This window comes from Halogeometricum sp. S3BR5-2 (assembly GCF_031624635.1).
Classification (GTDB): domain Archaea; phylum Halobacteriota; class Halobacteria; order Halobacteriales; family Haloferacaceae; genus Halogeometricum; species Halogeometricum luteum.
Window position 1 is genome coordinate 123,549 of sequence record NZ_JAMQOQ010000004.1, and the last position, 25,381, is coordinate 148,929.

Here is a 25,381-nt window from a genome sequence, read left to right on the forward strand (position 1 = left end):
CGATGCAAACAATTAATAGGTGTGAACGGCAACGAGAGACACGAGCATGGTGACCGACAAGAAGCTAAAGCAGCAGCTGCAAGACGGGAAGATGATAGAGTCCGAGGAGGAGATGACCGAGGACTACAAGAAGGCGCTGACGCAGACGCTCCTCGTGTCCGGCGACACCGAGTTGATGAGCGCCCCGGCCTACTACGGCCCCTCGTTGAACGCGCCGAGCGTCAACGCGCGCGCCTCTTGCATCAGCGTCATCCAGGACGAACTCGGTCACGGCCACATCGCGTACCGCCTGCTCGAGGACTTGGGATACGACCGCGAGTACCTCATCCACGGGCGCGAACCCCACGAGTTCCGCAACACCTACGGCTTCGACCAGCACCTCGACAACTTCGCGGAACTGGTCACCGCCCACGGTCTGTGGGACCGCGCGGGCATCGCGCTCCTGTCGGACATCCACGAGAACACCTCTTACGCCCCGTGGAAGCGGGCGCTGACGAAAGTGGGGAAAGAAGAGCAGTTCCACCTCCGCCACGGCGAGACGTGGATGCGCCGCCTCTCCAACAAGAACGACAAGACGAAGCAGAAGGTGCAGGACGCCGTCGACTGGATGTTCCCCATCGCCCTCGAGTGGTTCGGACTGCCGGACGACAAGAAGAAGCACGACGACCAACTCGCCTACCGGATCAAGGGCCTGAGCAACGACGAACTCCGCCAGAAGTGGATGGACAGCGCCGTCCCCGTCTGCAACCAGATGGACATCGACGTTCCCGCCCACTACGACGAGGAGGCCGACGAGTACGTCGTCGAGTACGAGATGCCGGCGCACTTCGAGCCCGAAACCAAGACCTGGCACTTCGACGAGAACACCACGTGGGACGACGTCATCGACCGCTGGCGCTCCCGCGGTCCGGCCAACGAGAAGTACGTGAACCTCCTGCAGTCGAACCAACTGGACCCCGTCTCAGCATGAGCATCCAACAACGGACCGACTCCGACGCGGCACCGCTCGGACCGACCGAGGACGCCACTGCCTTCGAGGAGGAGATATGGGCGAACCTCGACGAGATTCCCGACCCGCACATTCCGGTGAGCCTCGTCGAGATGGCGATGATATACGACGTGCACGTCGAACAGAACGCCGGCGGGGCGGACGTGCGCGTCGAGATGACGTTCCCCTGCATGGGCTGTCCGGCCTACGACATGATACTCGACGACGTGCGCGCGTGCCTGCGGACGATGGCGGGCGTCGACGACGTCGACGTCGACGTCGTGTGGAGCCCCGTCTGGGAGAAGAGCATGCTGACGCAGGACGTCCGAGAGAAGATGCGGGAGTCCGGTATCGCGCTATGAAGTACGAGGTGTTCGCTCGCATCAACGCCGGAGACGAACTCATCAACGTCGGCAACGTCGACGCGGAGAACGACCGACTCGCCAAGGTGTACGCCTACCGGACGTTCGACGAGGAGGACTGGGACCGACTCGTCGTCGTCCGCCGCGAGCACATGGTGGAGGCCACCAACGTCGGCCACATGCCGGACACGCCGGGTGATGCCGCGTGAGCGAGTGGTCCGACGAGGCGGTCGACTACGTGCAAGCCGTCGCCGACACGAAACTCGTGCTGTCGCAGCGGTACGCCGAGTGGATGTTCTCGGGGCCGGTGCTCGAAGACGACATCGCGGGCGCGAGCGCCGCGCAGGACGAACTCGGCCACGTCCGCCAACTGTTCCGACTGCTCGGTCAGCAGGGACGCGAGGACGACTGGCTCGAAGGCGACCGGACGCCGGCGGAGTTCGCGAACGCGGCGACGGTCGACGAGAAACCCGGGTCGTGGGTCGACTTCGTCGTGCGCGTCGGTCTGACCGAACGCGCCGCGTGGTACCTCATCGACGCCATCGACCACGAGGACTTCGAGGGCCTCGGCACCCGCATCGGGCAGGACGAGTTCTTCCACTTGGAGTTCCTCGACGGCCGTCTGGAGACGATGGGCGACGAGCGGACGGACGAAGTGAGCGCGGCGCTCGAATCCGCGCTCCCGGAGGTGCTCGCGTTCCTCGGCCCCGCCGCGTACGACGAGGAGGCGGACCCCCTCGTCGCGTCCGGCTTCACCGACCGACCGGCCTCGGCCCTGCGCGCGGCGTTCGTCGGCCGCCTCGAGGAGATACTCGAAGGGACGGCCGTCGACGTCGACGCCCTCGACGTGGACTGGGACGCCCCCTCCCTCGACGAGTGGGACGAGCGCCGACGGCGGACGGGCGACGGCACCGTCTCCGAAGGGGACGTGGAATCGCTCAGCGGCGTCCAGAACGCCGAGTTCAGGATGGACTGACATGTCGGCGACGCACCCCGAGTGCCCGTTCTGCGGGTCGACGGACACCGAACGACACTCGCAGTTCGGCTCGGAAGTCTCGAAGAGCCAGTACTACTGCAACGGCTGTCACACCGTCTTCGAGCGCATCAAGTACGACGGAGAGGTCGCGGACTCGGGCCGGTAACTGCCGAGTTCGAAAGTCGGCATATAGCGGCGTTAGCGGCTGTACTAGCCGTATTCCCGGTTTGCGTGTCGGTAACTATTTATACTGTCCTATGGATGTAGGAGTCGTATGGAGACCTTCGCAGAACTCGAACTAGAGAACTTCGAGACCGAGCAGGACGGACACGTCGGCATCGTGCGTCTGAACAAGCCGCCCGCGAACGCCCACGACGCCGACATGGTGCTGGAGTTCCAGAAGATGGTCGAGACCATCCGCTTCGACGAGACGGTCCGCGCCGCCGTGCTGAGCAGCACCAGTGACAAGTTCTTCTCCTCGGGGTACGATATCCAGGCGCTGCAGGACGAGAGCCCCGAACACATCGGCTACGCGAGTCAGACCAGCAAGGAGTCCATCCTGAAGATGCGCTCGACGGACACCATCTTCATCGCCGCCGTCGACGGCCACTGCATGGGCGGCGGTCTGGAGTTCGCGCTCGCGACGGACATCCGCTACTGCGGCGACGACGACGGCTACAACCTCGGCGTCCCCGAGGTGAAACTCGGCCTCATCCCCGGCGAGGCGGGGACCCAACTCCTGCCCCGCTACGTCGGCCGGTCGAAGGCGCTCAAGATGATGCTCAACGACGAGCGCCTCACGCCGAGCGAGGCGGCGGACGCGGGCATCATCGACGAACTGGTCGAACCCGGCACCTGCGAGGAGGAGGCCATCGAGTTCGCGAAACAGGTCGCGAGCCTTCCGAACAAGGCGGTCGGGCACATCAAAGTCGCCATCAACGAGGGGATGGAGATGTCGCTGTACGACGCGCTGGCGCACGAGCGCGAACTGCAGAACCAGTTGTTCGACACCGAGGGAGCGAAGGAGGGGATCAGCGCGTTCCTCGAGAAGCGCGACCCGGACTTCATCAAGGCCGAACTCGGCGACGACGCCGTCACGAGCGACGACGACTGAACCGGCGACGCTCTCGGAAGGCGAGTCCGACCGTCGGCTTCGACGCCGAATCCGAATCCGAATCCGACTTCGAGTTCCGTTTTTCTTTTTCGCGCGAGAGAAGAGGGTGTGACCGCAGAGGGCGGCGTCTCAGAGGTCGAGCGTCTGGCGGGCGATGGTCGTCCGCTGTATCTCGGAGGTGCCGCCGATGAGGCTGAGGATGCGCGCGTCGCGGTAGTAGCGTTCGAGCGGTAGGTCCGTCCGGTAGCCCTTCCCGCCGTACACCTGCATCGCGTTGCGGGTGACGAACTCGGCCGCCTCGCTCCCGGCGAGTTTGGCGGCGCTCGACAGTCTGGTCTCGCCGTCTCCGTCCGCGATGGCGTAGGCGGACGAGTAGACGGCGTGCCGGGCGGCCGAGAGCTGTTGGTACATATCGGCGACGAGTACCTGCACCGCCTGGTACTCGCCGACTGGCTGTCCCCCCTGCTCTCGGTCGCCGGCGTAGTCGACGGCGGCGTCGAACGCGCCGCGCCCGATGCCGGCGCCGATGGCGCCGATGCCGGTTCGTGCCATGTCGATGGTACCCATGGCGATGCGGAAGCCCTGCCCGACGCTCCCGAGGAGGTCGTCGGCGGGGACCGCCACGTCCTCGAACGTCGAGTCGCCCGTGACGTGCCCGCGCATCCCCATGTACTCGACGCGGTCGAAGGCGAACCCGTCGGTCTCGTCCGCACCGGGGACGAGGAAGACGCTGACGCCGTGGGAGTCGTCGGGTTGCGGGCGCTTGCGGGCGACGACGAGGTGGACGTCCGCGACGCCGGCGTTCGTCCCGAACGCCTTCTCGCCGGAGAGTCGGTAGCCGTCGTCCGTCGCCTCGGCGACCGTCTCCAACTCGGAGGGGGAACTTCCGGCGCCGGGTTCGGTCAGGAGCATCGCGCCGACGGCCTCCCCGTTCGCCATCGGTTCGAGGTATCGCTCCTTCTGCTCCTCGGTCCCGAACCGGGCGATGGGGAGGGCCGCGAACGTGTGCCCCTGAATCGTCTCGGCGACGGCGCCGCTCTCGGCCGCGATGCGCTCGACCGCCAAGCAGTAGCCGAGGAAGTCCGAGGAGAGGTCGCCGTAGCCGTCGGGGAGGAGGAGTCCGAGCAGACCGCGTTCGCCCGCCGCCTCGACGACGTCGCGCGGGAACTCGTCGGTCTCCTCTATCTCCTCCGCTCGGGGCGCGACGACCTCTTCGACGAACGCGTCCGCCCTGTCGCGGACGGTCCGGTGGCTCTCCGACAGCGCTGCCTCGATGAGATGCATACGACCACCGAGTCGGCGTGTGACCCCATAAACGTACGTGCCGGCCGAGGCGCCGGAGAGACGGTGTAATCGGTATCGGCCGAAGCGCATACCGCGAACACGTCCGCGGTCTGCTGCTCTTCACTACCACACAGTTCGATTCTAATCCCGAATGCCCGAATCGAGGTACTTCTCGCGGAGGATGTACTTATAGAACTCTTTTCCGATGTTGTACCCGCGGTATCGATCTAATCAGCTCGAAAAATAAGTCCAAACTCGCTCATCGATGGGGAACGTCGAGAGGCCGTTGAAACTACGATATCGCCGCGTGGACGGACTGCGAGTACGTTCGTCCGACCTGCTTCGCGACCGAGAGCCAGTCGGTATCGACCCACACTTCCACCACTTTCCCGCCTCGGTGTCTGTGCCGCCCGGTGCCGCGGAACGAAACCGGCGACGCGTTCGGACCGAGTCCGGGTATCGCGGGGGTGCCGGAGAACACCCACGAGGCGTAGACGAACTCGTCGTCCGCGTGCATCTCTTCGAGTTCGATTCGGCAGTCGGGGAACACCCGCTGAAACAGTTCGACCGTTCGGCGGTACTGCGACCGCGTGACCGTTCGGTCGCCCGGAAACCCGTGTCCTCGGAAGTCGAGCGAGTAGATGTCCCGGATGGCGTCCATGTCGCGTTGCTTCCACACCCGCGTGAAATCCTGGCGACTGACCTGCATCCGTTCGCGCTTGGAGGGACCCATGCTCAGTAGTATCGGATCGGTGTCATAGCTGCTCGCCCTATTCGCAGGTCCTGACTGTCGATTCGCTCGCGGTGGAAACGACATTCGGGATGCAGTCGGGGAAACGGTGGTCGCCGGGACGGGAGAGAGAAAACACCGGGACCGCGGTCGAATCGGGCGAATGCTTTATATTCTAGCCACGGAGACAGTCACCGACCGGAAGACGATAGATGTGGCAACAGACTCCCTACGCGTATCCGACCCTGCTCGCAGCGCTCCTCTCGGTCTTTCTCGGGGTCTACGCGCTCTCGTATCGGAGTCGGAACGGTCGGACGCCCGTTCTGACGGCGTTCATCTGCGCCGCCGCGGCGCTCTCGCTTTGGTCGGGCTTCTCGGCCGTCAAACTCCTCAGCACCGACCCCGCGGTGAAACTGCTCGCCTACCGTCTGCTCTACGTGGGCGCGGCGCCCATCGGCGCGTTCAGCCTCCTGTTCGCGCTGTCGTACACCGACCGCGACGAGTGGCTACGGCCGCCGGCCGTCGCGGCGATGCTGAGCGTCCCGGCGCTCTACGTGGGTCTCGTGTTCGCGAACCCCGCCGGCCTCGCGATAGAGGGCACGCGCCTCGTCGAGACGGGCGGACTCCTCGTCCTCCGGGTCGACGTGGGCCCCGCGCACGTGCTGTTGCAACTGCTCTACAACGCCGCGCTCTCGCTCGTCGCGCTCGCTATCGTCGGCGTCGAGGCGTTCCGACTCGGCCGCGAGTACGTCCCGCAGGCGTCGCTCCTCGGTCTGGGTATCGGCGCTCCGCTCTTGGTGGTGGGCGCGACGTACGCGGGAATCCCGCCGTTCACCGCGGATCACGTCAACTTCGTCCCGGCGTCCACGGCGGTGACGGCCGCGGCGCTCGGCGTCGCGCTGTTCCGATACCGGCTGTTGGACCTCCCGCCCATCGCCTACACGACGGCGCTCGAAGCGTCGCCCGACGGCGTCCTCGTCGTCGACGGAACCGGACGGGTCGTCCACGCGAACGACCCCGGCGAGCGGTTCTTCGCCGCGGGCGGGGGCGCGGTCGGCGACGCTTTCGAGGCGGGCTTTCCGGAGGTAGACCTCGAAAAGCCGGAGACGGACACCGTCCGAGTCGGAGGCGAGAGCGGCGACGGAAGTGACGGGAGCGACGTGCGGTTTCTGAGCGTCCGGACGCAGACGCTCGACCGGCGCGGACAGCACGTCGGCTGGGTGGTCGTCCTGCGCGACGTGACCGCTCTCCAAGAGCGGAAACACGCCATCGAAGAACAGAACGAGCGGCTCAGGCTCCTGAATCAGATCGTCCGACACGACATCCGAAACGACATGTCGGTCGTCCTCGGCAACGCGCACCTCCTCGAATCGCTCGTCGACGGCGAGGAGGCCCGGACTCGGCTCGAAACCATCGTCCGGAACGGCGAGCACGCCGTCGAACTCACCGAGACGATGCGCGGACTGATGCAGACGATGCTCGACGACGCGTCGGACCTCGAAGCGGTGTCGCTCCGGGAGGTTCTGAGGCGCGAGGTCGACTCCGCGCGGGCGGGCGACGACGACTGCGCGCTGCGCGTCTCGGAGGACCTCCCCGACGTGCAGGTCCTCGCCGACGAGGCGCTGGGGACGGTGTTCCGGAACCTGCTCACGAACGGGATTCGACACAGCGACGCCGAGCGGCCGAGCGTGACGGTGTCCGCGAGCGACGAGGGGGACGCCGTCGTCGTCGCCGTCGCGGACGACGGACCCGGGATACCCCCCGAACGTCGCGAGGAGATATTCGGCCGCGGCAGCAAGGGGCTCGAAAGCCCGGGAACGGGCATCGGACTCTACCTCGTCGAGACGCTCGTGAGCGGGTACGGCGGCGAGGTTTGGGTCGAGGACAACGACCCCCGAGGGTCGGTCTTCCTCGTCCGTCTACCGAAAGCGCCGTCGGAGTAGTGCGAGGCCCTCCGCGCGGGTCTCGCGACGGGAGTGGTGACACGCTCCGCTCCCGACGGCGTCGGCAGTCGAGGCCGGCGACCGGAAGCCGAGCGACCGGACGACTACCGCGTCACCGACTGACGGCGATTCGCACGAGATTTCCCCCGACGGCCGCGAACGCCCCGACCTGAAGCAACCCGATCAGGAGCGCGTCCGCGGACCCCGGCGACCAACCGCACGCGACGGCGCCGAGGAGCGCACACGCGGTTATCAGTCCGAGCACCCCGTCCACCTGGTCAGACATACTCGACGTTCTTCGAGTGGTTACTTATAGTTTTACACGATTTAAGTGATTAGATATAGAATTAACGTTCGATGAGTAATATATAAGACATGACTCGGAGAAGCCGGTTCGTGGCAGTGAGCGCCCGTTATCACTTCGTATCGGCCGGAAACGGAGTGAGTCCCCTCGTCACGGGTGCGTATTATGTCTCCCATGAGACTCATCAGTTCGGCAAAAAGTGGTATCAGTAACCACAGAATAGGAGTCGATGTACATGGCAGTCCGAAACTCGAGCGGGGACGTCCCCGACTGGCGGATCAGAACGTGCTCCGACTGCGGCGGCGAACGAGAGCACGAGGTGACGGTCAGGTTCCGGACGGACGCGACCCGGGAGGCGATACAGCCGCAGAACGAGGTGTTCGCGCGCCAACCGTACCGGCTGCTGGAGTGTCTCTACTGCGGGGCGTCGCGGAGCGAACGGGTCGTCTGAGACGACGAGACGAGCGCGTGAGGGGGACGAGGTGCGAACCGGGAAAGGCAGAATCCCCCTCGTCTCCGACGATGGGTCCGCCGGGGTATGTTTCTTCTCGCTATGTGGATACGGGGCACGGAGCCGAAGCGGTTCCGTACCGCGATTCGAGTGACCGGCTACGCGTCGTCGAGTTCCCCGAACCGTTCGGGCGGGCGGCGGTGACCGGACGAGCGCTCGAACCCGTATCCGAGTTCGAGGAGGCGCGGTTCTGCGAACCGGCGTCCGAGGAGTTCGACGCCCACGGGAAGACCCTCGTCCGTGAATCCGGCCGGGAGGACGACGGCGGGGAGTCCCGTGTGCGCCGACAGTTCGCAGTTCATCTCGGAGAACGGTTGGTGCTCGGGTATCTCGACCGGCGGGACCGTCGACGGAGGGTAGAGGAGGGCGTCGAGGTCGTCCTCCACCATCCGCGCGAGAACGGTCTCCGCGAGTCGGTCGCGGCGTCGAAGTCGCCGCAGATACCCTGCATCCCCCTCCAGCGAGTCGGCGTCGACGTCGAAGATTCCGGCCCCCTCGAAGCGCGATTCGATGGAGGGCGCTATCGTCCCCGTCTCGTACACCTCGGCCAGCGACCCGTGCGGCGCCGCGTCGCCGAGGCGCGCGAGGTAGCGGTCGAAGTCGCGTGCGAACTCGTACTGGAGCACGCGGGCGCTCCCGAGCAGGTCGACGTCGACGACGTCGACGGGGTCGAGTACCGTCGCGCCGGCCGCCTCCATCTCCTCGATTGCCTCCTCGACGACAGCGGTCACGGCCGCGGCGTCCGCCTCGTCGACGGGGAGGTCCTCGGAATCCCCCTGTAGACCGAGGAACTGGCGGGCGACACCGATTCGCGCGCCGTCGAGGCCGTCGGGGTCCAGGTGCGAGGCGTAACCGTCGTCGGGGACGGCGTCGGCGCCGGTGGCCGTCACCGGGTCCTCGGGGTCGTAGCCGGCCATCGCGTCCAGCAGTCGGGCCGCGTCGGCGACGGTTCTGGTGACGGGACCCGCGGTGTCCTGCGTCTCGCTCAGAGGGACGATTCCCGTTCGACTCACCAGTCCCCGCGTCGGCCGAAGTCCTACGAGGTTGTTGAACGCGGGCGGGGACCGAACGGACGAGCAGGTGTCGGAACCCGTGCCGACGGTCGCCAGGTTCGCCGCGACGGCGGCCGCGGTGCCGCCGCTGGACCCCGAGGGCCGCCGGTTCAGGTCGTAGGCGTTCCGAGTCGCGCCGCCGAGCGAGCTTATCGTGTCAACCCCGAACGAGAGCTCCTGGAGGTTCGCTTTCCCGACGACCACGGCGCCGGCGTCCCGGAGTCGCTCGACGACGAAGGCGTCCCGCGGCGGGACGGAGTCGGCGAGGGCGACGGACCCGGCCGTTGTCGGCATGTCGTGGGTGTCCTGGTTGTCCTTCAGGAGCGTCGGGACGCCGTGAAGCGGACCGACGAACCCTTCCTCCGCGTACCGAGCGTCGAGGTCTCGGGCGCGTTCGCGCGCCCCGTCGTTCAGCGTGAGAATCGCGTTCAGGTCGTCGTCGTACGCGTCGATACGCGCCAGGTAGCGGTCGAGAAGCGCCTCGGCGGTGACGCGCCCGTCCGCGATGGCGGTGCGGACGTCCGCGATGGTGGTCTCGGGGAGGTCGAAGGCGTCGGCGGGTGGCGTGGACATCGTCTCGGGTCTCTCCTGTCGAACGATTCCGGACCACGAGCGTAAGTTTTCGCCTTTCCGAAGTCCCGCCTTCAGAGTTCGTATCGAGCTATTTCGCCGTCAATTTCGACGTGGTAGTCGCACACGGTGGTTCGGTGACCTATCCGGGTTCAGATTGTGTAGTGTATAGCCCAAATCCGATTTTTGTTTGCACATCAGACCGATTGTAACTCGTTTGAGTATTTTTCGACCTCGAAGTGCTCATTTCGAGGTCGGAGAGCCCGGTCAGAATCCGGTCGTGCCGTCGAGCAGGTGTTCTTCGACGACCGATTCGTCGAGTTCGATACCCAGACCGGGCTCCTCGGGGACATCGATGTGACCATCCTGAATGAGGGGTTCCTCGCGCGCGAGCATGTCGTCCCACCAGTCGACTTCGAGGGCGTGGTACTCCAGAAGGTCGAAGTTCGGCGTCGCCGCCCCGAGGTGGACGCAGGCCATCGTCCCGACGGGGCTACAGACGTTGTGCGGCGACATCGGCATGTAGTTCTCTTCGGCCCGGTCCGCGACGCGCATCGTCTCGGCGAGACCGCCCACCGTCGTCGGGTCGGGAGTGATGACGTCGACGCCGTGTTCGTAGACGAGTTCGGAGAGTTCGAAGACGCGGAAGCGGTTCTCGCCGGTGGCGACGGGCGTCCGCGTCGCCTTCGTCACCTCCTTTTGGGCATCCATGTTCTCCGGCGGAACGAGGTCTTCGAGCCACATCAGTTTGTACTCCTCCAGTTCGTGCGCGAGGCGTTTCGCGCTCTCGACGGAGTAGTCCCAGTGGCAGTCGAACGCGAGGTCGACGTCGTACCCGATTTCGTCTCGCACCGCCTCGACGATTTCGCGCTTCTCCCGGATGGCCCGGTTGGAGAGGCGGCCGTTGTACGGGTCGGGGTCGTTGTCAGCGGGCAGGTCGAGGTCGAACTTCAGCGCCGTAAACCCCATGTCGGTGACGCGGGCGGCCTCGGCGGCGTACGCTTCGGGCGAGTACGCCTCGGCGCCGGCGTAGGCCGTCGCGCCGTCCTCGACGGCGTAGGCCTCCCCGGCGTGACAGTCGCAGTAGAGGCGCACCTCGTCGCGGTACTTCGACCCTAAGAGTTGGTAGACCGGGAGGTCGAGAATCTTCCCGGCGACGTCCCAGAGGGCGACCTCGATGCCCGAGGCGGCCGTGACGACCTTACCGGTGGTCCCGCCGTGCCCGGACATCTCCTGGAAGATGTACCGGACGAGACGCTCCACGTCGAGGGGGTTCTCCCCGAGCAGGAACCGCTTCGTGTACTCGACGAGTTCCGGGACGCCCCCGCCGCGGTAGGACTCCCCGATGCCGGTGACGCCGGCGTCCGTCTCGACCTTGATGAGGTTCCACTCGAAGTTCCCTTCGACCACACAGGTCTTGATGTCGGTTATCTCCACGTCGCGGTCCGGGTCTCGGGTCGTTATCTGGTCTGAGTAGTCTCTCATTGTCTGAATTCTTCGAGCGCGTCTTTATCGAGCGGTACGCCGTGACCGGGTCTGTCGGGGAGCGGAATCCTGCCGTCGTCGTCCGGTTCGAGGGGGTCCGCCACCACGTCATCGAACACCTTCACGTCCATGTCGCGGTAGAAGTACTCCACCCAGAGGCCGTTCTCGATGGCTCCTAACAGCGACGCGTGGAGGTTCCAGTTGTAGTGGGGCGCGATGGGCACGTCGTACGCCGCCGCGTAGTTGGCGATGCGAAGCCACTCCGTGATGCCGCCGCACACCGTCGCGTCGGGCTGGAGGATGCCCGCCGCGCCCGTATCGCGGAGGCGAGCGAAGTTCTGCCGCGTGCCTTCGAGTTCGCCGGTGGCGACGGGGTAGTCGATGGCGTCGTTCACCGCCGCCATCGTCTCCACCTTCTCGACCATCGCCGGTTCCTCCATGAAGTACGGGTCGTAGGGTTCGAAGGCGCGGCAGGCCCGAATCGCCTCCGGCGGAGAGGACCAGACGCCGTTGGCGTCCAGGAGGAGCGTCCGGTCCGGGCCGATTTCGTCGCGGACGGCCGCCACGCGGTCGACCTCCTCGCTCACCGTCCGGCGTCCGACCTTCATCTTGACCACGTCGTGGCCCTCGTCGAGGTACCGCCGCATCTCCTCGCGCAGACCCTCGTGACCCTTGTCGTCGCGGTAGTAGCCGCCGCTGGCGTACGAGGGGACGCTGTCGGCGTACCCGCCGAGCAGTTTGTACAGCGGTTCGCCGGCCGCCTTCGCCTTCAGGTCCCACAGCGCGATGTCGACCGTCGAGATGGCGCGGAGCAGCAGGCCCGCCCGTCCGATCTGTACGGTCCCCTCGTACATCTCGTGCCACAGGCGTTCGGTGTCGCGGGGGTCCTCGCCGACGAGCATCGGTTCGAGGAGCGACTCGACCGCCTCCGAGATGAGTCCGGCGCCCTCGTACCCCAGCGAGTACCCCACACCCTCGCGCCCGTCCGCCGTTCGGACGTACGTTATCGCGTGGTCGCGGAACGTGAGCGTCCGGTTGGAGAACGACACCGGCGAGGAGAGCGGTATCTCTATCGGAAACGACTCCACTGCTTCGATTTCCATACGACAGCGCCGCGGCACACGGAGTAATAAGCCCCCGTCTCGACAATACTTACCACAGGATTATTCGTGTCCCTCCGCGAAGCACCGCCCGGATGAACATCAACGTCCCGACGCGCGGCGACGTCGACCACTTGATAGACCCGCAACCGCTCCCGCCGTTCGCTCGGGTCCGGTACGAGCCGTCGGTCGAGACTGTCGCCGACCCGTCCGACGCGGCGCGGGCGGAACTGGGCGGTCTCCCTCTCGACGGACTGGACGAGGGCGCCACCGTCGCCGTCGGCGTCGGGAGCCGCGGGATTCACGCCATCAACGAGGTCGCGGCGTCGGTGGTCGCCGCACTCCGGGAACGCGGGTTCGACCCCGTCGTCGTGCCCGCGATGGGGAGCCACGGCGGGGCGACCGCCGAGGGACAGCGGGAGGTGCTGGAGTCGCTGGGCGTCACCGAGGACCGGACGGGCGCGCCGATAGACGCGCGGATGGAGGCCGAGGAACTCGGCGCGGTGACGGTCGGCGGCACGGAGATGTCGGTGTACTTCTCGGCCGCGGCGCTGGCGGCCGACGCGGTCCTCGTCGTCAATCGCGTCAAGGCCCACACGAACTTCTCGGGACCCGTAGAGAGCGGGCTCACGAAGATGAGCGTCGTCGGACTGGGCAAACAGCGCGGCGCGAAGTCGTTCCACTCGACGGCCATCGCCGAGGGCTACGTCGAGACGCTCCGGGCCGCCCTCTCGGTCGTCGAGTCGGAGACGCCGCTCGTGGGGGGAATCGCGCTCGTGGAGAACTTCGAGGAGCGAATCGCCCGCGTCGAGTCGATTCCGGCGGGGTCGTTCCTCGACCGCGAACCCGAACTGTTGAGGCTGGCCGACGAGGAGATGCCGACGCTGCCGGTCGAGGAGGTGGACCTCCTCGTCGTCGACGAACTCGGCAAGGAGGTGTCCGGCGCCGGGATGGACACCAACGTCATCGGTCGCTACCGCGTTCTCAACCGCGACGAACCCGAGACACCCGATATCAAGCTTATCTACGCCCGCGGCCTCACCGAGGCGACGAAGGGGAACGGGAACGGCATCGGCCTCGCGGACCTCACCCGGCGGGCCGCGCTCGACCGACTGGACCTGCGCAAGACGTACGCGAACGCCCTCACCAGCGGGTCGCTCGCGAAGGCGAATCTCCCGGTGGTGGCGCCGGACGACGAGTTCGCCCTGCGGACGGCGCTGGCGGCGCTGGGCGGCTACGACCCCGAGACCGTGCGAATTCTCTGGATACGGAACACGCAGGACCTCGGGGAGATGTGGGTCTCGGAGGCCGTCGTCGCGGACCTCCCCGACGCCGCGCGGGTCGTCGGGCGCGGGTCGCTCGGCTTCGACGACGGGACGGCGGTCTTCTCCGAGTCGTAAGGCCCCGAAGACGCCGGGACGGAAACCGTTTTGCCCATGGACTTTGATGCGGTATCACATGGACCTACAGATAGACGGTAACGCGGCGCTCGTGACGGCGTCGTCCAGCGGACTCGGCAAGGCGTCGGCGAAAGCGCTCGCCCGCGAGGGCGTCGACGTCGTCATCAACGGCCGCGACGAGGACCGACTCGACGAGGCGCGCGAGGAGATAGCCGAAGTGGCCGAGGGCGAGGTGGTCGCGCAGGCCGGCGACCTGACCGACGCCGACGACGTGACGACCCTCGTGGAGACGACCGTCGAGGAGTTCGGCCGCCTCGACCACCTCGTGACCAGCGCCGGCGGCCCGCCGTCCGGCGGGTTCCTCGACACCGACGACGAGGACTGGCAGGAGGCGTACGACCTCCTCGTGATGAGCGTCGTCAGACTCGCCCGCGAGGCCGAACCGCACCTCCGCGAGGGCGACGGCGGCACCATCGTCACCATCACCTCCCGGAGCGTCAAGGAGGCGCTGGACAACCTCGTCCTCTCGAACTCGGTCCGGATGGGCGTTATCGGACTGGAGAAGACGCTCTCGAAGGAGTTCGCACCGGAGATACGGGCCAACGCCGTCCTCCCCGGCCCGCACGAGACGTCTCGGATTCAGGACCTCGTGAACGCCGCCGTCGACCGCGGCGACTACGACTCCTACGAGGAGGGACTGGAGGGGTGGGCCGGCAACCCCTTGGAGCGCATCGGCGACCCGATGGAACTCGGGAACACCGTCGCGTTCCTCTCCTCGCCGAAATCCGGCTTCGTCAACGGCACGGCTCTGCCCATCGACGGCGGGTCCACGGGGGCGAACCTGTGAAGCCCGTTCCGTTCGACGACGCCGAGACGTACGAACCCGAGGAGGGCTGGCGGCGCGTCTCGATGGCGGGCAGCGACCGGTTCTCCTTCGAGTGGTTCGAGAAGCCGCCGGGCCACAGTTCGCCGATGCACGACCACGAGAACGAGCAGGTGTGCCTCTGCCTCGAGGGCGAACTCACCGTGGTCACCGAGGACGACGAGGTGACCCTCGAACCGAACGACTCGGTGCTGCTCGAATCGAACGAGACCCACCGGGTCGAGAACGAGGGGGAGGAGACGGCGGTCGGACTGGACGTGTTCGCGCCGGGTCGCTCGTTCGACTTCTGGACGGACCGCGAGGAGTGAGATGAAGTACCTCGCGCGCACGGCGACCGGTCGGCCGCTCCTCGGCGACGACGAGGGGTTCGTCCCGCTCGAATCGGTCGAACCCGACCTCGGAAGCGTCCGCGAGGCGCTCCCGCGGGCCGCGGCGGGGACGCTCGGCGACGTCGACGACGCCCCCGCGGCGCGGGTCCCGGCCGAAGGCCACGCCTTCGGTCCGCCGCTGGAGCGGTTCGGAAAGCTCTGGGGAATCGGCCTGAACTACGAGGAGCACGCGGGCGACTTGGACGAACAGCGCCCGGAGGAGCCGGCGAGTTTCATGAAACCCTCGTCGGCGCTCGTCGGTCCCGGCGGTCCTATCCGCCTGCCGCCCACCTCCCAGAGCGAACGCGTGACGGCGGAGGCCGAACTGGCCGTCGTGATGGGCCGGCAGTGCCGGAACGTCGAGGAGGCCGACGTCCACGACGTCGTCGCCGGCTACCTCCCCGTCATCGACATGACCGCCGAGGACGTCCTCCAGCGCAACCCCCGGTTTCTCACCCGCGCGAAGAGCTACGACACGTTCCTCGTCGTCGGCGCGATGCTCGCCGTCCCCGAGGAACCGCCGGACCTCGACGACCTGACCGTCCGGACGGAGGTCAACGGAACCGTGGAGTCGGAAAACGAGATACGGAACATGCTATTCCCGCCCGCGGAACTCGTCTCCTTCCACTCGGAGGTGGCGACGCTCGAACCGGGCGACCTGTTCAGCACCGGGACGCCAGGTGCGGCGCCCATCCACCCCGGCGACCGAGTGCGGACGACCGTCGAGTCTATCGGGTCCGTCGAGGCGCCGGTGACGCGCTGAGGCGCCGCCGGCGGATTTCGTCCCGACGGCGGGCGAGTCGAGGTTAGACCGAAGGCGAGTCGCCGACGCGGAGTCGGGAGATATCGAGAAAACGACATTCATAACGATTGTCTGTGTTCTAAATAGATAGATTGTTAAGTACGCCCGTTTTTTGTCACCAATGGACATGCGCGAAGAGAGTATGCAGCGGCGCAAGTTCTTGTATGGTGCGGCAACGGCGGGTACAATGGGCCTCGCCGGGTGCAGTGGTGGCGGCGGTGGCGGCGGCGGAGGAGGCGGGGGCGGCGGAGGAGACGGAACCGACGGCAGCGGAAGCGGCAGTGGCGGTGGCGACGGTGGCGGAAGCGGCGATATGACGCTTCGAGTCGGAACGTCCGCCGGCGGGACCCAAGACGTCGGGCTCGCCGTCGAACGCGCCGTCAGTCAAGAGAGCGACAACCTCGACTACTCGACCATCGAGAGCCCCGGCTACATCGGGACCATCTACCGGATGGCACAAGACCAGTTCAACGCCGGCATCACCGACAACAACTCCCTGAACAAGGCGCTCGACGGCCGCGGTCGCTTCTCCGAGCAGTCGGTGTCCCGCATCCCCCAGTACGGGTTCGGCGCGTTCCCGTACAGCATCTACATCGTCGCCCGCGACGGCACGGACATCGAGACGTTCGCCGACCTGGCGGGGAAGAACGTCTACCCCGCCGAGCCGGGCTACTCGACGCGCGCGACGACGCTCGACGTCTGGTCGCAGGACCCGACCGCTGACGTCCACGACCAGATGAACATCCAGAACATGGGCGTCGGTGACGCGCCCGGTGCGATGGAGGAGGGGAGCATCGACGCGTCCATCGCGTACGGTTCGCCGGGCGTCCGGTACACCGGCTTCGTGCAGGAGATGGCATCCCGCGTCGACCTCCACTACGTCGAACCGACGGACGCGCTCATCGAGTCCGCGGAGTCGTACTCCGGGGCGGGGACGACCCGAACGCCCTACAGCGAGTGGCAGATCGCGGACGCCGACATCGGTACCGACGAGGTGTTCACCTGGGACCTCGAGGTCAACTACACCTTCAACCCCAGCGCGAATCCCGACGCCGTCTACGAACTCTGTCGCGTCGTCCACGAGCACAACGACGTCGTCAACAACGGCGAAGAGCAGTTCAACGACTACGACGCCGCCGGGGAGATGCTCGGATACGCGCAGGAGCGCATTCCGGTCCACCCGGGCGCGGTGCAGTACTACAAGGAGAACGACGCCTGGGACGACAGCCTCCAAGAGGGCGACACCGCGTAATCCCTCCGCGGCGCCGTCCCAGTTCGCGACGAAGCCAACCAAGATTCTACTACACACAAACCACACCAACACATGGACACACAATCCGAACGAGAGACCGGCGCCACAGGGTGGCTACGGGGCCTCGACATCGGCGTCACGGTCGTAGCCGCCCTGTTTTGGTGCGTCGTCCTCTGGTGGGCCTACACGCAAACGTGGTCGACTGTCAGATACGCCGTCCTGTTCGTCGGCGGCATCATGACGGTGTACGCCCTGAACGAGACGCGCGAATCGCTCGAAGAAGGCAGCCGGGTAGACGCTCTGGTGTTGCTGCCGTCGGCCGGCGTGCTCATCACGGCGTCGTTTTACTTCTTCCTGAACTTCGAGACGGTGTACCTCCTGCGGCAGGGGTTCGCCACCGAGCACGAGTACATGCTCGCGAGACTCGTCATCATCTCGCTGCTGTACCTCACGTGGCGCGAGTTCGGGAACCTGTTCCTCGGACTCGTCATCGGCGTGATGCTGTACGCGATGTTCGGCGACGCCGTCCCCGGCGTCCTCGGACACGCGGGGATGTCTCAGCTGACACTCCTCCAGGCGACGGTCACGGACCTGTACGGGTTCTACGGCTCGCTCACGCAGCTGACGGCGTCGTGGATCGCGCCGTTCCTCCTGTACGCGGGGCTGCTGTTCGCGTACGGGGCGTTCGACCTGATTCTCCGACTCGCCATCGTCGCCGCCGGACGCATCCGGTCGGGCGTGGCGCAGACGGCCGTGCTCTCCTCGGCCGTCATCGGCTCCATCAACGGCTCGTACACGGCGAACGCCGCCATGACGGGGTCGTTCACGATTCCGACGATGAGGGAGAGCGGGATGTCCGGCCACCGCGCGGCCGGCATCGAAGCCGTCGCCTCGACCGCCGGGCAGGTGCTCCCGCCGGTCATGGGCGCCTCCGCGTTCGTGATGGCGTCGTACCTCGGCGTCGCGTACCTCAACATCGTCGTCGCGGGGTTGCTCCCCGCGGCGATTCTGGTCGCCTCCATCGCCATCGCGGTCCACTACACCGCGATCAGCGACACCAGCGACCAGGACATGGAGTTCTCGGAGTTCTTCGACGACCCGCTCTCGCGTAATCAAAAGATCGCCGAGGCGCTCCGGTTCGGCATCCCGTTCGGCGTCCTGATCTACTACCTCGGCTTCGCCCAGTTCACGGTGATGACGTCCGCGATGTACACCGTGTTCGCGATGGTTCTCACCGGCGTCCTGATGCCGCCGCTCCAGCGACTCGTCGACTCCTCCGAGACCTCGCCGGGTTCGGAGTTCGTCGCGCAGGTCAAGAACACGATTCACGGCTTCCGCCGGGGCGCCATCATCCTCGCGCCCATCGCCATCATCCTGGTGGTCATCAGCGGCGTCGTGAACCTGTTCTCGACGACCGGCGTCCCCGCGAAAATCGCGCTGTTGATGATCAACCTCTCCGGCGGCATCCTGCTGTTCGCGGTGCTTCTCGGCATGGCCGTCGCCATCGTGATGGGCGTCGGGATGCCGACGGTGGCCGCCTACGTCATCGTGGCCATCCTCATCGTGCCGACGTTCGTCTCCGAGTTCGGCATCGCGGAGATCACGGCCCACTACACGATGTTCTACGCCGCCATCTTGGCGGGTATCACACCGCCGGTGGCGACTGCGGCCGTCGTCGCCGCCGGCATCGCGGAGGCGAACTTCTGGCGGACCTGCGGCGCGGCGCTGAAAATCGCCGCGCCGCTGTTCGTCCTCCCCGTCGCGTTCGTCTACAACCCCGAACTGATCACGATGTCACCTGGGCTCAACACGCTCTTCGTCGGCCTCATGGTGATGTTGGGCGCCATCTCCATCATCTACGGTCTGAACTACCCGTTCGAGTTGTCGCTCGGGAACCTGCTTCTCGCCCGAACCGCGCTCGCGGTTCTCGGCGTCCTCATCATGACGTACCCGATGGCGCTCGCGAAACTCGCGGGTATCGCCGTCTTCGTCGCCGTCTTCGTCGCCGAGAAGGTGATGGTCCGCGACCTCAGCCTGCCGTTCAGCAAGGAGATGAAACAATGAGTCCGAGCAGGGAAGCCCCCGAAGACAAGGTCGAAACGTCCGACGTCGGCGGTCTCGGAGAGATCATTCCGGACCCCCTGTTACCGGTCTGGCGACGGGTCGAGCGGGTACAGTCGTTCCGAGAAGCCCACGGCAACACCTACGTCACGGCGCTGGAGGCTCTGACGGCCGTCGCGCTGGCCGTCGGCTACGTCTGGTGGGTGTACCTCTACTTCTACGGCGGCGCCGTCAGCCTGTAGGCGCCGTTCTGCGGGCTGTTCTTCCGCGCTACTCGTGCCACTCGGCCGCGCGCCGAACGTCGTGCGGGATGTGGGCGTCCTGTTCGCAGACGTCGTCGAGGTAGTCCCGCAGGTCCGGCGCGAACGCCGGGTGCGCGCAGTGCTCGATTATCACCTCGGCGCGTTCGACCGGCGCGAGTCCGCGTACGTCGGCGACGCCCCGTTCGGTGACGAAGACGTCGATATCGTGTTCGGTGTGGTCGACGTGGAACGCCATCGGCACCACGCGCGAGAGGTCGCCGCCCTTCGCCGTCGAGGGGAGCGCGCAGACGGTGACGAGCGAGTTGCGGTTGAAGTCGGCGGAGCCGCCGACGCCGTTTATCATCCGCGTGCCGTTCACGTGCGTCGAGTTGACGTTGCCGTAGATGTCGAACTCGATGGCGCTGTTGACGCCGACGACGCCGAACTGGTTGATGAGCCCCGGATGGTTCGCCACGTCCGCCGGCCGGAGAACGACGTCCTCGGCGTAGCGCTCGACGTTCTCGAACAGCCGCGTCTGTCCCTCCTCGGTGAGCGCCATCGACGTGGCGCTCGCGCACCTGAGTCGGCCGGCGTCGAGCATGTCGAGCAGGCCGTCCTGGATGAGTTCGCCGAAGTAGACGACGTCGCGGTCCCCGAAGTCGAGTTCCTTCAGTTCGCCCATGAGCGCGTTGCCGAGCGACCCGACGCCGAACTGGAGGTGAATCGCGTCGTCGAACACCGGCGAGCGCTCCATCTCCGCCGACAGGAACGACCCGAGGTTGGCCGCGATGGCCAGGTCGTCGTCCGTCGGGTCGCGGAAGGAGTACGTCGAGTCGGCGGTGTCCGTCTCGACGACGCCGAGCAGTTTCTCGGGGTCGAACCGACAGTGGCTGGTCCCGATGCGTTCGCCCGGTTCGGAGAGCGGCACGGGCTCTCGGTTCGGGGGGCTTTCGGGGCGGTAGATGTCGTGGAGCGCCTGCAGTTCGAGCGGTTGCGCCCGGTTCAGTTCGACGAGGAGGGCGTCGGCCGCCTCGACGAAGGCCGGGACCTGCCCGAGCGAAGTCGAGGGGACGAACCAGTCCTCGCCGACGGCGACGGCCTCGACGACGGCCACGTCGGGGTCGACCAACCCGCCGTACTGCACCTCGTCCCCGATTGACGACGCGTTCCGGTCGCTGAACGCTATCTCCCGCGCGTTCGTCGCCTCGCGGGCCGTGCTGGAGAACTGATAGGAGAACCGGCGGGCGACGGCGCCCGACTCGACGAGTTCGACGTCTATCTCCTCGCCGACGTTCCCGCTGTGAACCAGCGTGAGTTCCAGGTCGCGGTCGTCCTCGGCCAACGCGAGCGGTATCGCCTTCGGGTAGCCGACGCTCCCGAAGCCGCTGGTGAGCACCGTCGCGTCCGTCGGAATGTGCGCCGCGGCGTCGGCCGCGTCGACGACCGGGAGGTCGCCGCCGAGTCGGCGTTCGACCGGTCCGGCCGGCGCCGATGTCTCGCCCGTCATGGGCGAGTCTCCTCGGCATTCCGGCGGGAGGAAGCGAGCGCCCGCGCGTCGGTTCTATCGCCGGTAACGGCCGTCGCGCCGTCGTCCGTCGGGTGAGACATGGTCGCAGTTCCGTATCTGAGACAATAAATCGTTGGGATGCGTTCGTCGGGGTTCGGGGTTCGTCGAGGAGGCGACGGCGCGGGCCGCGGTTATATGTGGGGGCGGGTCGATAGCCGTCGTATGAAGGGATACGACGACGTGAGCTACGCCGTGACCGACGGCATCGCGACGATAACCATCGAACGCCCGGACGTGTACAACGCCTTCACCCGGAACACGGTGCTCGAACTCAACGACGCCGCTCGGACGGCCGAGGCGGACGACGGGGTGTACGCCGTCGTGCTGACGGGCGCCGGGAAGGGGTTCTGTTCGGGCGCCGATACGACCGAGATGCCCGACTGGGACGAGCAGTCGCCCGAGGAGTACGGCGCCTTCCTGTGGTTGATTCAGCAGTTCGTCTACAACCTCAGGACGATGGCGACGCCCTCCGTCGCGGCCGTCGACGGACCGGCCATCGGCGCCGGATGCGACTTCGCGCTCGCCTGCGACCTCCGCGTCGTCGGCGAGAACGGCGTCATGCGCGAGGGGTTCGTCAACGTCGGCCTCGTCCCCGGCGACGGGGGCGCGTGGCTTCTCCCCCGCCTCGTCGGCGAGTCGAAGGCCCGCGAGTACCTGCTCACCGGCCGCGACATCACGCCCGAGGACGCCGTCGACATCGGCCTCGCAGTCGAACGGGCCGACGACGCCTTGGAAGCGGCGGGCGGACTCGCCGCGGAGATTCGGGACAAGCCGGCGACCGCGGTTCAACACACGAACCGCCTCGTCGACCCGCAACGGAGTTTCGAAGAGTACTGCCGGAAGGCGGCCGAGTACCAGTGGGACTGCGTCGTCGACGCCGAACATCAGGAGGCCGTGGCCGCGTTCAACGAGGGTCGGGAACCCGAGTTCGACCGTTCGTACGACGACTGACCGGGTTTCGAAGCCGACGGAGTCAGCGAGAGCAGGCGACGGACGACCCCGGGGCGTCGGCTACCGTTCCGAGACGGCCGGGAGCCCCCGTTCCTTCAGCGCCCGAGCGATGGTGTTCAACTGCATCTCGTCGGTACCCGCGGCGATGCGCCTGCTCCGGGCGAACCGGTAGAGGTGCTCCAGCGGGTGTCCCTGTTGGTACGCCCGCGCGCCGACGATTTGGACGGCCTCGCTGACGACGTCCTCGGCCACCTGCGAACAGTGGAGCTTCGCCGTCGACGTCTGGAGGCGCGGGGGCGCACGCTCGTGCCCCTCCGCGCCCGTCGCCGACGCGTACGCCAGCGAAGCGGCGGTTTCGACCTGTCGGTACATTTCGGCGAGTTTCCACTCGATGCCCTGAAAATCGTTTATCGACTGACCGAACTGCTCTCGCTCGCTCGCGTACGACAGCGCCCGTTCCAGCGCCGCCTCGGCCCACGCGACGGTGAGGATGGAGCTCCCGAGTCGCTCCCAGTTGAGCGACACGAGTTGCTCTTTGAACGCCTCCTCTCCGCGGGTGAGGACGTGCGTCTCCGGAACGACCACGTCGTCAATGGTGAAGTGCGTCTGAGAGTAGCCAGCCATGTTGGTGTACACCTCCTCTATCTCGACACCGGGGTCGTCGTACGGGATGACGACCGAACCGAGTCCCTCCGGGAACCGAACCCACGTCACCGCCGCGTCGCCGAACGGGACGCCGCCGACCCACGTCTTCTCGCCGTTGCAGACCAGTTCGCCGTCCTCCTCGGCCACCTCCGTCGTCATCGACCCCACGTCCGACCCGGCCTCGGGTTCGGAGATGGCGATGGAAACGAAACTCTCCCCCGCCGTCACGGCCGGGAGGAACTCCTCTTTGACGGACTCCGAGCCGAACAGATCGATGGCCCGCGGGGCGACCATGCTCTGCATGTAGGTGAACCAGCCGGTGTCGGGACACTCACGCCCGACGGCTTCGGTGAGGAGCATCGCCGTCAGGTCGGACAGTCCGCGCCCGCCGTACTCCTCGGAGACGGACGGACAGTAGAGGTCGGCCTCGGCCAGTCGTTCGAGATTCTCCCAGGGAACGTCCCCGTGCCACGTGTAGGCGTCGGCGGCGAACTCCGCGGCGACCGATTCGGCGCGTTCGGCGAACTCGCGCTGCGCTGTCGTGAGGGTTGCCATCGTTTCCCGTTCCGAGCAGGCGATGATAAGTGGTCGGGTTCGACCCCACCGCGTTCGCCTCAGACCTTCGCGGCGAGCGTCTCGGCGACGTGGTCGCCGAAGGGGAGCGAGGAGGTCAGTCCCGGCGACACGGCGTTGAGGACGTGGACGGCGTCCTCCCGTTCGATGAGCAGCGGGTCTTTCACCAGTTCGCCCCCGTCGCTGACGAGTTGGGCGCGGATGCCGGCGTAACTCTCGGTCAGGTCGGCGCCTCGTACTTCCGGAACCAGACGCTGCGAGGCTTCGGTGAACTTCCGCTTCCGGTAGGACTTGTTCAGTTCCTCCCACGCCACCGACAGCATGGTCTTGGACGCGAGGAGCTTTCTGAATCCCTCGTACGCGAGCGTCTCGCCCAGTTCGACCGGGTTCACGTCCGTGTTGTCGTACGCCTCGCGTCCGAACGCCAACACCGCGTTCGGCCCGACGATGACCTTCCCGTCCGTCCGCCGGGTGTAGTGGACGCCGAGGAAGGGGAGGTCGGGGTCCGGCGTCGGATAGATCATCGTCCGGCAGAGGTCCGCCCGTTCCGGCGCGAGTTCGTAGTACTCGCCGCGGAACGGAACGATTTGGTACGACTCCCCGACGCCCACCTGGTGGGCCAGCGTGTCGGCGTGCAGGCCCGCCGCGTTCACGAGGTACGACGCCTCCACGTCGCCGTTGCTCGTCGCGAGGCGGTAGCCCCCGTCGGTCCGTTCGACTCGCGAGACAGCATGGCCGGTGTACAGCGAGGCGCCCGCTCCCTGCACCTCCCGCGCGAGTGCGTACACGTACTGCTGTGAGTCCACCGACGCCGCCTCGGGCGCGTGGAGGGCGGCCCGTCCGACGGCGTGCGGTTCGTGCTCGCGAATCTCGTCTCGGGAGTCCAGGAGTTCGTACGCGACGCCGTTGGCCTCGGCCCGTTCGGCGAGCGTTTCGAGGTGGGCCGCCTCGCGGTCCGTCTTGGCCACGACGAGCACCCCGAGTTCCTCGCACGGCACGTCGTGGGCCGCGCAGTACTCCTTCATGCGTCGAGTTCCCTCGGTGGCGTAGCGCGCCTTCGCCGAGTCGGGCGGGTAGTTGAAACCGGGATGGAGGACGCCGGAGTTCCGGCCGCTCTGGTGGTCCGCGAGGTGGTGTTCCTTCTCGAGGACGGCGACGTCGAGGTCCGTCCGCGCCGCGAGATGCTTCGCGACCGAAAGGCCGACGCAACCGCCGCCGACGATGGCGACGTCGTGGCGTATCATTGCTAACTCGTCACGCGGTTCGCCGGCGGGCGACTTAGGGATGTCGTTCCGGCGAGGAGTCGTGGAGCGAACGCGGTTCACCCCCGGGGCGCCCGGGGCGCCGTGTGAGGGCGCTACGCGTACGCGATGCGGAGTTCGAGTTCGTTCGCCGACCCCAGAATCAGGTCGGGAATCTTGGAGGTGAACCACTCGCCTTTCATCCGGTTCGACGGGCCTGAGACGCTGAGAACGCCGATGAGTTCGTCGTCGTCGTCGGTCACCGGGGCCGCGGCGGCGCACAGACCCTTGATGTTCTCTTCGCGGTTGAACGCGTAGCCCTGCTCAGCGATTTCGGCCAACTCCTCGTCGAGGACCGCTCGGTCCGTGATGGTCGCGTCCGTCTCCGGTGTGAGCCCCTGCGCGTCGAGGATGTCGTCGACGCGGCCGTCCGGCAGGTGCGCGAGGATGACCTTCCCCGCCGCGGTGGAGTGGAGCCGAATCCGCTTGCCGACGCTGTGGCCGGTCTGCACCGCGTGCTCGCTGGTCTCGACGTACAGATAGACGCCGCGGCCGTGCTCTTCGACGACGAACTGGGCGCGCTCCTGCGTCTCCTCCGCGAGTTGCCCGACGGTGGCCTCCGCGAGTTCGTACGACTCCCGCTGGGTCCGCGCGTACTCGGCCAGTTCGAGAAACCGAAATCCGACCTCGTAGCGGCCGTCGTCCGTGCGGACGAAACTATGCTCGGCCAGCGTGGAGAGGTGGCGGTGCACCGTGCTCTTCGGCGCGTCCAACTCCGCGGCGAGTTCCGCCAGCGTCGCCCCGCGCAGTCGCTGTAGCGCGAACACGACTTCGAGCGACTTCTCGGTCGTCGACACGCGGTCTTTCATGGTCATTATGCACTGATTCCGTCGGTGATGGATAAGCGTTCCGGAAGATGAAAAGAGAGAGACCGTATTTCGGAGCGCTCTCGGACTTTTGTCGGGGATTGGAGGCCT

At 66.7% G+C, this 25,381-nt stretch carries 27 protein-coding genes; 17 read left to right on the forward strand and 10 right to left on the reverse strand.

The genetic code is table 11. The annotated features are described in order from the left end of the window. Positions 1-46 precede the first annotated feature (46 nt). The 6 genes from NDI79_RS15305 to NDI79_RS15330 all read left to right on the forward strand — a co-directional run bounded on the left by NDI79_RS15305 (position 47) and on the right by NDI79_RS15330 (position 3,440). Positions 47-970, forward strand: coding sequence for a Phenylacetic acid catabolic protein (locus NDI79_RS15305; protein ID WP_310929451.1), 924 nt, complete (start codon positions 47-49; stop codon positions 968-970). After that, a complete protein-coding gene (locus NDI79_RS15310; RefSeq protein WP_310929452.1) occupies positions 967-1,350 on the forward strand; it encodes a metal-sulfur cluster assembly factor in 384 nt (127 codons plus the stop codon). Before NDI79_RS15305 ends, NDI79_RS15310 begins: the two co-directional genes overlap by 4 nt. After that, positions 1,347-1,559, forward strand: coding sequence for a phenylacetic acid degradation PaaB family protein (locus tag NDI79_RS15315; protein WP_310929453.1), 213 nt, complete (start codon positions 1,347-1,349; stop codon positions 1,557-1,559). Before NDI79_RS15310 ends, NDI79_RS15315 begins: the two co-directional genes overlap by 4 nt. Continuing rightward, on the forward strand, positions 1,556-2,326 hold the full coding sequence (locus NDI79_RS15320; protein ID WP_310929454.1) for a Phenylacetic acid catabolic protein: 771 nt from the start codon (positions 1,556-1,558) through the stop codon (positions 2,324-2,326). Before NDI79_RS15315 ends, NDI79_RS15320 begins: the two co-directional genes overlap by 4 nt. A gap of 1 nt (position 2,327) precedes the next feature. Then, a complete protein-coding gene (locus NDI79_RS15325; RefSeq protein WP_008388807.1) occupies positions 2,328-2,492 on the forward strand; it encodes a PaaD-like zinc ribbon domain-containing protein in 165 nt (54 codons plus the stop codon). Positions 2,493-2,600: 108 nt separating this feature from the next. Continuing rightward, a complete protein-coding gene (locus NDI79_RS15330) occupies positions 2,601-3,440 on the forward strand; it encodes an enoyl-CoA hydratase/isomerase family protein (protein WP_310929455.1) in 840 nt (279 codons plus the stop codon). Positions 3,441-3,569: 129 nt separating this feature from the next. On the opposite strand, the gene NDI79_RS15335 is transcribed toward NDI79_RS15330, so the two are convergent. After that, entirely contained in the window at positions 3,570-4,724 is a 1,155-nt protein-coding gene (locus NDI79_RS15335; protein ID WP_310929456.1) for an acyl-CoA dehydrogenase family protein, read from the reverse strand. Between the two features lie 292 nt (positions 4,725-5,016). Continuing rightward, positions 5,017-5,457 carry an ester cyclase gene (locus NDI79_RS15340; protein ID WP_310929457.1) on the reverse strand — a complete coding sequence of 147 codons (441 nt, stop codon included), beginning with the start codon at positions 5,455-5,457 and terminating at the stop codon, positions 5,017-5,019. Positions 5,458-5,666: 209 nt separating this feature from the next. Here NDI79_RS15340 and NDI79_RS15345 point away from each other — a divergent pair, with 209 nt between their 5' ends. Next, the gene (locus NDI79_RS15345) at positions 5,667-7,397 is read left to right on the forward strand and encodes a sensor histidine kinase (RefSeq protein WP_310929458.1); all 1,731 of its coding nucleotides are present in this window, start codon (positions 5,667-5,669) and stop codon (positions 7,395-7,397) included. A 112-nt stretch (positions 7,398-7,509) separates the two neighbouring features. Here NDI79_RS15345 and NDI79_RS15350 read toward each other — a convergent pair whose 3' ends face one another. After that, a complete protein-coding gene (locus tag NDI79_RS15350) occupies positions 7,510-7,683 on the reverse strand; it encodes a hypothetical protein (RefSeq protein WP_310929459.1) in 174 nt (57 codons plus the stop codon). 253 nt (positions 7,684-7,936) lie between these two features. On the opposite strand from NDI79_RS15350, the gene NDI79_RS15355 reads away from it, so the two are divergent. Continuing rightward, on the forward strand, positions 7,937-8,152 hold the full coding sequence (locus NDI79_RS15355; protein ID WP_310929460.1) for a DUF7835 family putative zinc beta-ribbon protein: 216 nt from the start codon (positions 7,937-7,939) through the stop codon (positions 8,150-8,152). 158 nt (positions 8,153-8,310) lie between these two features. Here the strand turns inward: NDI79_RS15355 and NDI79_RS15360 are convergent, their stop codons facing one another. The 3 genes from NDI79_RS15360 to NDI79_RS15370 all read right to left on the reverse strand — a co-directional run bounded on the left by NDI79_RS15360 (position 8,311) and on the right by NDI79_RS15370 (position 12,422). Next, entirely contained in the window at positions 8,311-9,837 is a 1,527-nt protein-coding gene (locus NDI79_RS15360) for an amidase (RefSeq protein ID WP_310929461.1), read from the reverse strand. 264 nt (positions 9,838-10,101) lie between these two features. Continuing rightward, positions 10,102-11,319 carry a mandelate racemase/muconate lactonizing enzyme family protein gene (locus tag NDI79_RS15365; protein WP_310929462.1) on the reverse strand — a complete coding sequence of 406 codons (1,218 nt, stop codon included), beginning with the start codon at positions 11,317-11,319 and terminating at the stop codon, positions 10,102-10,104. Next, on the reverse strand, positions 11,316-12,422 hold the full coding sequence (locus NDI79_RS15370) for a mandelate racemase/muconate lactonizing enzyme family protein (protein WP_310929463.1): 1,107 nt from the start codon (positions 12,420-12,422) through the stop codon (positions 11,316-11,318). Before NDI79_RS15370 ends, NDI79_RS15365 begins: the two co-directional genes overlap by 4 nt. A 92-nt stretch (positions 12,423-12,514) precedes the next feature. Here NDI79_RS15370 and NDI79_RS15375 point away from each other — a divergent pair, with 92 nt between their 5' ends. The 8 genes from NDI79_RS15375 (at position 12,515) to NDI79_RS15410 (ending at position 19,427) form a co-directional block, all read left to right on the forward strand. Beyond that, positions 12,515-13,819 (forward strand): nickel pincer cofactor-dependent isomerase, group 22, encoded by a 1,305-nt coding sequence (locus tag NDI79_RS15375; protein WP_425499617.1) that lies wholly within the window; start codon positions 12,515-12,517, stop codon positions 13,817-13,819. 58 nt (positions 13,820-13,877) lie between these two features. Further along, a complete protein-coding gene (locus tag NDI79_RS15380; protein ID WP_310929464.1) occupies positions 13,878-14,666 on the forward strand; it encodes an SDR family oxidoreductase in 789 nt (262 codons plus the stop codon). Next, complete coding sequence (locus NDI79_RS15385; protein WP_310929465.1) at positions 14,663-15,010, forward strand: cupin domain-containing protein; 348 nt, start codon at positions 14,663-14,665, stop codon at positions 15,008-15,010. The genes NDI79_RS15380 and NDI79_RS15385 overlap by 4 nt, the downstream gene beginning before the upstream one ends. A 1-nt stretch (position 15,011) precedes the next feature. Beyond that, positions 15,012-15,833, forward strand: coding sequence for a fumarylacetoacetate hydrolase family protein (locus NDI79_RS15390; RefSeq protein WP_310929466.1), 822 nt, complete (start codon positions 15,012-15,014; stop codon positions 15,831-15,833). Positions 15,834-16,036: 203 nt separating this feature from the next. Further along, complete coding sequence (locus NDI79_RS15395) at positions 16,037-16,189, forward strand: hypothetical protein (protein WP_310929467.1); 153 nt, start codon at positions 16,037-16,039, stop codon at positions 16,187-16,189. Further along, positions 16,186-17,124: a TAXI family TRAP transporter solute-binding subunit gene (locus NDI79_RS15400; RefSeq protein ID WP_310929468.1), complete on the forward strand. Its 939-nt coding sequence runs from the start codon at positions 16,186-16,188 to the stop codon at positions 17,122-17,124. Before NDI79_RS15395 ends, NDI79_RS15400 begins: the two co-directional genes overlap by 4 nt. Positions 17,125-17,196: 72 nt before the next feature. After that, on the forward strand, positions 17,197-19,188 hold the full coding sequence (locus NDI79_RS15405) for a TRAP transporter permease (protein ID WP_310929469.1): 1,992 nt from the start codon (positions 17,197-17,199) through the stop codon (positions 19,186-19,188). Then, a complete protein-coding gene (locus NDI79_RS15410; RefSeq protein WP_310929470.1) occupies positions 19,185-19,427 on the forward strand; it encodes a hypothetical protein in 243 nt (80 codons plus the stop codon). Before NDI79_RS15405 ends, NDI79_RS15410 begins: the two co-directional genes overlap by 4 nt. A 28-nt stretch (positions 19,428-19,455) precedes the next feature. On the opposite strand, the gene scpC is transcribed toward NDI79_RS15410, so the two are convergent. Further along, positions 19,456-20,934 (reverse strand): succinyl-CoA:acetate CoA-transferase ScpC, encoded by a 1,479-nt coding sequence (scpC, locus tag NDI79_RS15415; RefSeq protein WP_310929471.1) that lies wholly within the window; start codon positions 20,932-20,934, stop codon positions 19,456-19,458. A gap of 222 nt (positions 20,935-21,156) precedes the next feature. On the opposite strand from scpC, the gene NDI79_RS15420 reads away from it, so the two are divergent. After that, the gene (locus NDI79_RS15420; protein ID WP_310929472.1) at positions 21,157-21,945 is read left to right on the forward strand and encodes an enoyl-CoA hydratase/isomerase family protein; all 789 of its coding nucleotides are present in this window, start codon (positions 21,157-21,159) and stop codon (positions 21,943-21,945) included. A 60-nt stretch (positions 21,946-22,005) separates the two neighbouring features. Here NDI79_RS15420 and NDI79_RS15425 read toward each other — a convergent pair whose 3' ends face one another. The 3 genes from NDI79_RS15425 to NDI79_RS15435 all read right to left on the reverse strand — a co-directional run bounded on the left by NDI79_RS15425 (position 22,006) and on the right by NDI79_RS15435 (position 25,279). Beyond that, entirely contained in the window at positions 22,006-23,145 is a 1,140-nt protein-coding gene (locus NDI79_RS15425; RefSeq protein ID WP_310929474.1) for an acyl-CoA dehydrogenase family protein, read from the reverse strand. A gap of 59 nt (positions 23,146-23,204) precedes the next feature. After that, complete coding sequence (gene lhgO, locus NDI79_RS15430) at positions 23,205-24,407, reverse strand: L-2-hydroxyglutarate oxidase (protein WP_310929475.1); 1,203 nt, start codon at positions 24,405-24,407, stop codon at positions 23,205-23,207. Between the two features lie 113 nt (positions 24,408-24,520). Continuing rightward, positions 24,521-25,279 (reverse strand): IclR family transcriptional regulator, encoded by a 759-nt coding sequence (locus NDI79_RS15435; RefSeq protein WP_310929477.1) that lies wholly within the window; start codon positions 25,277-25,279, stop codon positions 24,521-24,523. Positions 25,280-25,381: the final 102 nt, after the last annotated feature.